The organism is Arthrobacter nitrophenolicus, assembly GCF_000332815.1.
In the GTDB taxonomy this organism is placed as follows: Bacteria; Actinomycetota; Actinomycetes; order Actinomycetales; family Micrococcaceae; genus Arthrobacter; species Arthrobacter nitrophenolicus.
This window is the reverse complement of the sequence record NZ_AOFD01000056.1, coordinates 20,429-27,799: the sequence shown is the minus strand read 5'-3', so window position 1 is coordinate 27,799 and position 7,371 is coordinate 20,429. Positions and strand designations below refer to the sequence as shown.

Annotated in this window: 10 protein-coding genes; 6 read left to right on the top strand and 4 right to left on the bottom strand. The window is 62.7% G+C overall.

All coding sequences use genetic code 11. From position 1 onward, the window contains the following. Positions 1 to 267 precede the first annotated feature (267 nt). The 3 genes from G205_RS16820 (at position 268) to G205_RS16810 (ending at position 3,211) form a co-directional block, all read left to right on the top strand. Positions 268 to 1,374 carry a tyrosine-type recombinase/integrase gene (locus G205_RS16820; RefSeq protein WP_009359043.1) on the top strand — a complete coding sequence of 369 codons (1,107 nt, stop codon included), beginning with the start codon at positions 268 to 270 and terminating at the stop codon, positions 1,372 to 1,374. Next, positions 1,368 to 1,706, top strand: coding sequence for a helix-turn-helix domain-containing protein (locus tag G205_RS16815; protein WP_235047031.1), 339 nt, complete (start codon positions 1,368 to 1,370; stop codon positions 1,704 to 1,706). Before G205_RS16820 ends, G205_RS16815 begins: the two co-directional genes overlap by 7 nt. A 356-nt stretch (positions 1,707 to 2,062) precedes the next feature. Beyond that, complete coding sequence (locus tag G205_RS16810; protein ID WP_009359041.1) at positions 2,063 to 3,211, top strand: hypothetical protein; 1,149 nt, start codon at positions 2,063 to 2,065, stop codon at positions 3,209 to 3,211. A 33-nt stretch (positions 3,212 to 3,244) separates the two neighbouring features. On the opposite strand, the gene G205_RS16805 is transcribed toward G205_RS16810, so the two are convergent. From G205_RS16805 to G205_RS16800, 3 genes are all read right to left on the bottom strand, one after another. After that, positions 3,245 to 3,439, bottom strand: a complete 195-nt coding sequence (locus tag G205_RS16805) for a hypothetical protein (protein WP_009359040.1) — start codon at positions 3,437 to 3,439, stop codon at positions 3,245 to 3,247. A gap of 468 nt (positions 3,440 to 3,907) precedes the next feature. After that, positions 3,908 to 4,060: a hypothetical protein gene (locus G205_RS22175; RefSeq protein WP_009359039.1), complete on the bottom strand. Its 153-nt coding sequence runs from the start codon at positions 4,058 to 4,060 to the stop codon at positions 3,908 to 3,910. 102 nt (positions 4,061 to 4,162) lie between these two features. Next, positions 4,163 to 4,636 carry a VOC family protein gene (locus G205_RS16800; RefSeq protein ID WP_009359038.1) on the bottom strand — a complete coding sequence of 158 codons (474 nt, stop codon included), beginning with the start codon at positions 4,634 to 4,636 and terminating at the stop codon, positions 4,163 to 4,165. 71 nt (positions 4,637 to 4,707) lie between these two features. Here G205_RS16800 and G205_RS16795 point away from each other — a divergent pair, with 71 nt between their 5' ends. Both G205_RS16795 and G205_RS16790 read left to right on the top strand, forming a co-directional pair. After that, positions 4,708 to 5,106 (top strand): DUF3054 domain-containing protein, encoded by a 399-nt coding sequence (locus G205_RS16795; protein WP_009359037.1) that lies wholly within the window; start codon positions 4,708 to 4,710, stop codon positions 5,104 to 5,106. Between the two features lie 109 nt (positions 5,107 to 5,215). Next, positions 5,216 to 5,497 (top strand): Lrp/AsnC family transcriptional regulator, encoded by a 282-nt coding sequence (locus tag G205_RS16790; RefSeq protein ID WP_009359036.1) that lies wholly within the window; start codon positions 5,216 to 5,218, stop codon positions 5,495 to 5,497. A gap of 4 nt (positions 5,498 to 5,501) precedes the next feature. On the opposite strand, the gene trpD is transcribed toward G205_RS16790, so the two are convergent. Then, positions 5,502 to 6,557 (bottom strand): anthranilate phosphoribosyltransferase, encoded by a 1,056-nt coding sequence (gene trpD, locus G205_RS16785; protein ID WP_035753549.1) that lies wholly within the window; start codon positions 6,555 to 6,557, stop codon positions 5,502 to 5,504. A 148-nt stretch (positions 6,558 to 6,705) separates the two neighbouring features. Between trpD and ctaE the strand changes: the two genes are divergently transcribed. After that, positions 6,706 to 7,344 carry an aa3-type cytochrome oxidase subunit III gene (ctaE, locus tag G205_RS16780; RefSeq protein WP_200859184.1) on the top strand — a complete coding sequence of 213 codons (639 nt, stop codon included), beginning with the start codon at positions 6,706 to 6,708 and terminating at the stop codon, positions 7,342 to 7,344. The last annotated feature ends 27 nt before the right edge of the window (positions 7,345 to 7,371 follow it).

The window sequence follows — 7,371 nt, the reverse complement described above, 5'->3', positions numbered from 1 at the left end:
AAGTAGTACTCTGCGTATTGCATCAGATGAATCAATCGTCCCGATCCCCCGGATGCGCGAGCAGATCTCTAACTTCCTTGAGATTCCGCGGAACATTCGACGCGAAAGCTTTGATGTGCAGCTGGTCAGGTGCTGTCCGGCAGCTGCACGGCTGAACCTTTAAGCAGTCATGACAAGCCTCTGACCTGCAGTTTTGTGCTGATGATGCATTTAATGAATCATTGATTCAGGATTTGAGCACAACTTCGAGGGAAAAGCGGGGTGAGAATGGCGGTCGACGCGTCCGGGCGTGTGCTGCAGCTGAGCGCGGTGCAGCTGCTGCATCCCGAGGAACAGACGCTCGAGGACATGCTGACCGGGTGGCGCAACCAGCAGCTCTCCAGGAACCTCCAGTTCGACACGATCGACAAGGGAATCGCAAGTGTCCGCAGGTTCGTCAACCATGTGAACGAGTTCCCTTGGAACTGGGCACCGGAGCACGTCGAGGAGTATTTCGGTGACCTCCGCTCAATCCACCAGCTGACGCACTCCACTATCCGGGGTTACCAGTCCACGCTCCGCCGGTTCACGTCCTACGTGTCGAACCCCGACTACGGCTGGGACCAGGTCTGCGAACAGCGCTTCGGCACACACCCGTCCCAGGTCTTCTTTGACTGGAACACCGCCTCCCACACACAGGAGTACGAAGGACGCGCCTCCAAGCGGCCCTTCACCAAGACGGAACTGCAGATGCTGTTCGATCACGCCGACGACCAGGTCGAACTCATCGCCGCCTCGGGCAAGAAAGGCTGGCAGGCAGCCTACCGGGACGCCGTCATGCTGAAAGTCGCCTACTCGTACGGCTTGCGGTTCAACGAACTCCGGCACCTGCAAACCATCGACTTTGCGGCCAACCCCCAAGCACGAAGGTTCGGCAAGGCAGGCGTCTGCAAGGTCCGGTTCGGCAAATCCCGCAAGGGGTCCCCGCACAAACCCCGCAGCGTCTTGACGGTCTTCGACTGGACCGCAGGCGTCCTCGAGGACTGGCTCGCCAACGGACGAGGCACGCTCGACACCCTGGACCTGTTCCCCAGCGAACGCGGTGGCCTAATTTGTGAATCCACCCTGCTGCGCCGGCTCCGGCGCTACCTCGACGAGCTGGGCCTGCCAATGGATGGCCTGGACCTGCATTCGCTCCGGCGCTCCTATGCAACGCACCTGCTGGAGGACGGATGGGATCCTAGATTCGTGCAACATCAGATGGGCCACGAACACGCCTCCACCACCGGGATCTACCAGTTCGTCAGCGACGACTTCCGCAACACGACCCTCCGGGCTGCGCTGGACCGCACCCTGGATGAAGTCCTGGGCGTGCAGATGCGAGGTCAATGGTGAGACGCGAAGTTGAATACAAGTGGCGGCTCTCCGAGCTCATGGCGGCACGGGGACTTCACAACACCACCGACCTCATCCCACTGCTGGCCGAGCGCGGGATCACCTTGTCCCGACCACAGGTCTACCGGCTCGTCAACCAGAAACCTGAACGCGTCGCACTGCAGGTCATCGCCGCGATCTGCGACATCTTCTCCTGCGGACCCGAGGACCTCATCACCGTCACGGCCGCCGACGTCCGCGGACGCAAAACCGGCACCAGCGCCCCCAACGTCGTCGACCTAAACCGCACCGTCAGACCACGGCGCGCACGCATCATCGACAATGATCACTGACAAACCCGAAGGTCTCAGCCCCCGCAACACCAGCCGCGGCCGGCCCCGCACCACCGGGACTGCTACCTGCGCACGCTGCGGCCGGGCCGCCGGTAAAACCCGCGCCACCTGGCCCGAAGGGAAAATCTGCGGCCCATGCTTTACCACCGCCACCCGCACCCACGGGACCTGCCCGGACTGCGGCCAGCATCGACTGTTGCCAGGCCCTCCCGCGGCTGCCGGAGGGCCCCGCTGCGCGCCCTGCGCCGGCATCATCCACGACTTCCACTGCACCCGTTGCAATACGGAGGGCGAGTTCTACCGGCGCGGCATATGCGCCCGCTGCGCTCCGGGAGGACCTCAACGAACTACTGCTCATGCACCCCGTCGACCCGGACACCGCCGGCAAAATCGTCGAGGCCCTTTGCAAAGCGGACCGGCCCGAGAGCATCATCACGTGGAAGCGCTCCCTCATAGTCCAAGCACTCCTCGGCTCTCTATCGAGCGGGGAAACCCCCTTGACGCACGAAGGACTCGATGCCGCGGCTAAGTCAGCCAGCCGCGAAGCCAATCACCTGCGCGCCCTGTTCATTCATCATGGACTCCTCCCCTACCAAGACCCGTATCTGGCCCGGTTCGAAACTTGGATTGACGACAAGGTCCGCCACCTGCCCGAGGAGGTCGCCAAACCCGTCGCACAGTTCGCCACCTGGCATCACCTCCGGCGCATCCGGTCCATCACAACACCGGAGAAGAGCGCCCAAGCCCCGGTCCACTCGGCCAAGCAAGAGATCACCGAAACCGTAAAGTTTCTGGACTGGCTCTGGGAAACCCACCAGCGGACGGCTGCGAGCTGCACCCAGCAAGACATCGAAACCTGGCTCGCAACCGGTCCCACGACAAGAAAAGCCATCCGCACCTTCATCGTCTTCATCAAGAACACCGGCAAAAACCACCGAGTGGACATGGGCCACTACGCAGCCAAAACCCGCCCCGCGATCACCCAGGACCAGCGCGTGGCCTGGCTCCGGGAACTGCTTACCGGCACCAGCGAGTCCCTGCCCTACCGAGTCGCCGGCATCCTGCTGCTTCTCTATGCCCAGCCGCTCGTTCGGGTCGCAAAACTCCGGACCGACGCTATCGAAACCAATGAAAGCACCGGGAACATGCGGATCACCTTCGGCCCGCACCCAGTGCCCATTCCCGAACCCTTCGCCGACTTGCTTCGAGAGCACCTTGCAGGCCGTCCCAATCTCAGAACAGGATCAGACGCACAAAGCCCCTGGCTCTTCCCGGGGACCCGGGCCGGACAACCACTTCACCCAAACGGCATCATGGATAGGCTCCGAAGCTTGGGCATCGACCTTCGGGGCGCACGAAACACGGCCCTCGACGAACACCTCTTAGTCTCACCACCGCCACTGGTCGCGGACGCACTCGGATACAGCCACCAAGTAGCCTTTCTCCACGCAGACGCGGCAGGCGACGCCTGGTCCCGCTACGTCAACCTCAGAACCAGACCCTGAGGCAACCGCTTGGGAACCACCTGCCTCATCCGTTCAAGGCTGTTGGGAGAAATAAACGATCAGCATGCCGACCAGACCAAGCGCACCCGACCCGAACGCCACAGGGAGTAGAAGTTTCTTCCGCCGAAACAGGACCCCAGTTTTCAGCTTATCGATGAGCGCATAAACGACGCTGGCCAACAAACCAACAGCGCCAATCGCGAACAGGCTCAAACCGAGACCGGTCATCCTCGAGCACCAGTAGTCGGAGCCTTTCGGACCCAAACGACCATGGTTACTCCAGCTACAACACACAATCCATAAAACGGCCATTCGCCGCTACCTGTGACTAGGTGCACGACAAACGTAATAAACGCAAGCGCGGTCAAGCTAGACGTCCCGATCGTCATTATCAGCTTTTGCCGTTGCGAAAAGGGCCCTACTCCACGCATGTCGATCGCTTCCACTAGTAGCCGTCCTTGCTACTCCGAGACGATACCGGCTGACCGCTTATCGCACACGTGGTCTTTTATCCCAGCTCTGTTCCTCATCCGACTCTCGAGAGAATACGACCGGCTTAGATCCGCAGGGATGCCAGTAACGTGGATTCACCGCTCTCCCGGAACGCCTCCTGGCTGCCCCGCAGTGGCCTGCCGCCACTTGAACACAGGCAGCCCGGCTGCGGGCAGCAGGCCACATGGTCAATCCGAATCACCGTTACGGCTGTCTGGTGCCGATTCCTGCACCCACGATGGCTCCAAGTCCCAGGCCGACGGCGAAACCGACAACCGGGCTGTCGAAGACGGCGAGGCCGAGGGTGATGCCAATGGCGGCACCCACCAGGCAGCAGATCCAGAGCGGCTTGTTCACGCAACCTCCAAAGTAGCCTGGACTTCCATGCCCCTCCCCCTCCCCTGCCGGCGCAATCAGCAGACGTATACACGGCATGCGGCGGGCGGGAACCCTGATCTATCAGCCTTCGTAGGCCTTTTGCAGTTCGGCGATATCCAGTTTCCGCATCCCGAGCATGGCCTGCATTGCCCGCTGGGAGCCCTCCGGGTCCGGTCCGGCAATCAGCGATGGAAGCACGGAAGGCACCACCTGCCAGGACACCCCGTACCGATCCTTCAGCCAGCCGCACATGCTTTCCGAACCGCCGTCGGTCAACGCTGTCCAGTACCGGTCCACCACGGCCTGGTCCTCGCAGTCCACCACGAAGGACACGGCTTCGGTGAAGCTGGACCCGCGGGCCCCGTTCAATGCCGTAAACGGGCGCCCTTCCAGTTCAAAGTCGACGGCGATTGCCTCACCCGCGGCTCCCGGGCCGCCCTCGCCAAACCGCGAGACATCAATGATCTTCGATTCGTCGAAGACGCTGACGTAGAACTTTGCGGCCTCCTCCGCCTGGTTCTCGAACCAGAGGCAGGTCCCGATACGACGCGGCATAGTTTGCTCCCTTCCGGCTTGAGCCTAATCCGGATCGCCCCTTGCGGGAACGGGACGCTAAGGTCGAATCCATGAGTTCCCGGAATCTGAAGCCAGCCAAGCCTTCGTTGACCGCTGTGGCGGCGGCAGCCGCTGTAGCCGATCTCGTGCTGATCCTGGTCTTCGCCGCCGTCGGACGTGACGCCCACCAGCGCGGGGATGTGGTCTCCGGCGTGCTCCTCACGGCATGGCCGTTCCTGGCAGGGGCGGCAGCTGGATGGCTGGCGGCGCGGGCATGGCGCGATCCCCTGTCGGTACGCAGGAGCGGCCTGGCGGTCTGGCTGGGCAGCCTCGTGGGAGGCATGCTGCTGCGGGCCGTCACCGGCCAGACGGTGGTACTCCCCTTCGTTATTGTGGCGTTGCTGAGCCTTGGCGTTCTCCTGGTGGGCTACCGCCTGGTCATCGCCGGTGTCCGCCGCCGGAGAACGTAACCTTGGACTTGGCTGGCCGGGCAGGCGCAGCGCGCGGATGTAATAGGCTGGCAGCACTAACAAGCCTGCCGGGCATTGCCGCGGCGCAACTGATCCGGAGGGGTTCAACGTGATCACCGCATTCGTTCTGATCAAGACCGACGCTTCGCGTATTCCCGAGACGGCGGAGGAGATCTCAGCGATCGACGGGATCAGCGAGGTCTATTCGGTCACGGGCGAATGGGATCTGATCGCCGTTGCGCGGGTCCGCAGGCATGAGGACCTGGCAGATGTCATCGCCGACAAGCTCTCAAAGGTTCCCGCCGTGGTTCATACCACCACGCACATCGCGTTCCGCGCCTACTCGCAGCACGACCTGGACGCGGCGTTCTCGCTCGGCTTCGAGCAATAGGGGCCTAGGCCCTGGTCAGGGCCACCCATTTGTCGAGCACTGCAGCTGCGGCACCGGAATCGATGGATTCTGCGGCTCTGGCATACGCCATTTGCATCCGGTCCAGGAACGGTCCCTCCGCGGCAAGGTCGAAGGCAACGAGCCCGGCCGCGGCGTTGAGCAGCACCGCGTCCCGTGCGGGGCCTTCCTTGCCTGCCAGGACTTCCCGCACCACGGCCGCATTCGCCTGCGCGTCCCCGCCGCGCAGCTGTTCCACAGTGGCCAGGCTGATTCCGAGGTCCTGGGGTGCAAACGTCAGTTCGTTCACGGCACCGCCGCGGATTTCCCACACCGTGGACGGGCCGGTGGTGGTGAGCTCGTCGAGTCCGTCATTTCCGCGGAAAACAAGCCCCCGGCTCCCCCGGCGGGCGAGCACCCCCGCGACCAGCGGCGCCATCCGGGCATGGGCAACCCCGACGGCGGAGGCCTGCACCTGCGCGGGGTTGGTGAGAGGGCCCAGGAAGTTGAATGCCGTGGGAATCGCCAGCTCCCGCCTCGGCACCGCGGTATGGCGGAACGACGGGTGGAAGACCTGGGCGAAGCAGAATGTGATTCCCGCCTCTTCGGCATTGCGTGCCACCTGCTCGATGGACAGGTCGAGGCGGACCCCGAGCGCCTCCAGAACGTCCGCTGATCCCGACGACGACGACGCAGCCCGGTTGCCGTGCTTGACCACCTTCGCACCGGCACCGGCAGCGACGAGGGCCGCCATAGTGGAAATATTAACGGTGTTAAGTTGGTCACCACCGGTGCCGACGATGTCCAGCTTTTCGCCGGTAATCGTCACCGGGTTGGCGTGCGCCAGCATGGCGTCCACGAGGCCCGAAAGCTCCTCAACGGTTTCACCCTTGGCACTGAGGGCAACCAGGAAACCGGCTATCTGCGCCGGAGTGGCCTCCCCGGACATGATGGTGTCCATCGCCCAGGAGGTGTTGTCCGCCGTAAGGTCCCTGCCGCTGATCAAGGACGAGATGAGCCGGGGCCACGAGTTGGCGGACGCTGCAGAAGCCTGTGAAGTCACCTCCTGATGCTATCGAGGGAAGCCGCGGGCTGACCAATATGAACGGCCCGGGGAACTTTTCGCAGCGATTTCGCGTCTTTGTAGAAAAAGTCCCCCGAAAAGGCGGTTTGCGTTGGGCAGCACGGACTTTTACAGACATAATGTCTATGTGACATCTGCGACCCATGCCCCCAGTACCCCGGCGCACCCCACGCTGAACCGCCCCAATATGGTTTCCGTTGGAACCGTAGTGTGGCTGTCCAGCGAGTTGATGTTCTTCGCCGGTCTCTTCGCCATGTACTTCACCCTGCGCTCCACCAGCGCGCAAATGTGGGCGGACGAGACAGCCAAGCTCAACTTCCCCTTCGCGCTCGCCAACACGATCGTCCTCGTGGCCAGTTCCTTCACTTGCCAGATGGGCGTCTTCGCCGCTGAGCGGCTCCAGCCGCGCCGGACCGGGGGTGCGTTCCAGTTCTCCCGCTGGGGAATGAACGAATGGTTCCTCCTGACGTTCCTTATGGGTGCGTTCTTCGTCGCCGGCCAGGCCACCGAGTACGCCATGCTCGTTTCCGAGCACGTATCGCTCTCCTCCAACGCCTACGGCTCCGCGTTCTACATGACCACCGGCTTCCACGGCCTGCACGTGATCGGCGGGCTCATCGCCTTCCTGCTCATCATGGGCCGTGCTTTTGCCGCGAAGAAGTTCGGGCACTTCGAAGCAACGTCTGCGATCGTCACCTCTTACTACTGGCACTTCGTGGACGTCGTGTGGATCGGCCTCTTCCTGGTCATCTACGTACTCAAGTAGCCAGCTTTGATTCTTTTTCTACAAGAG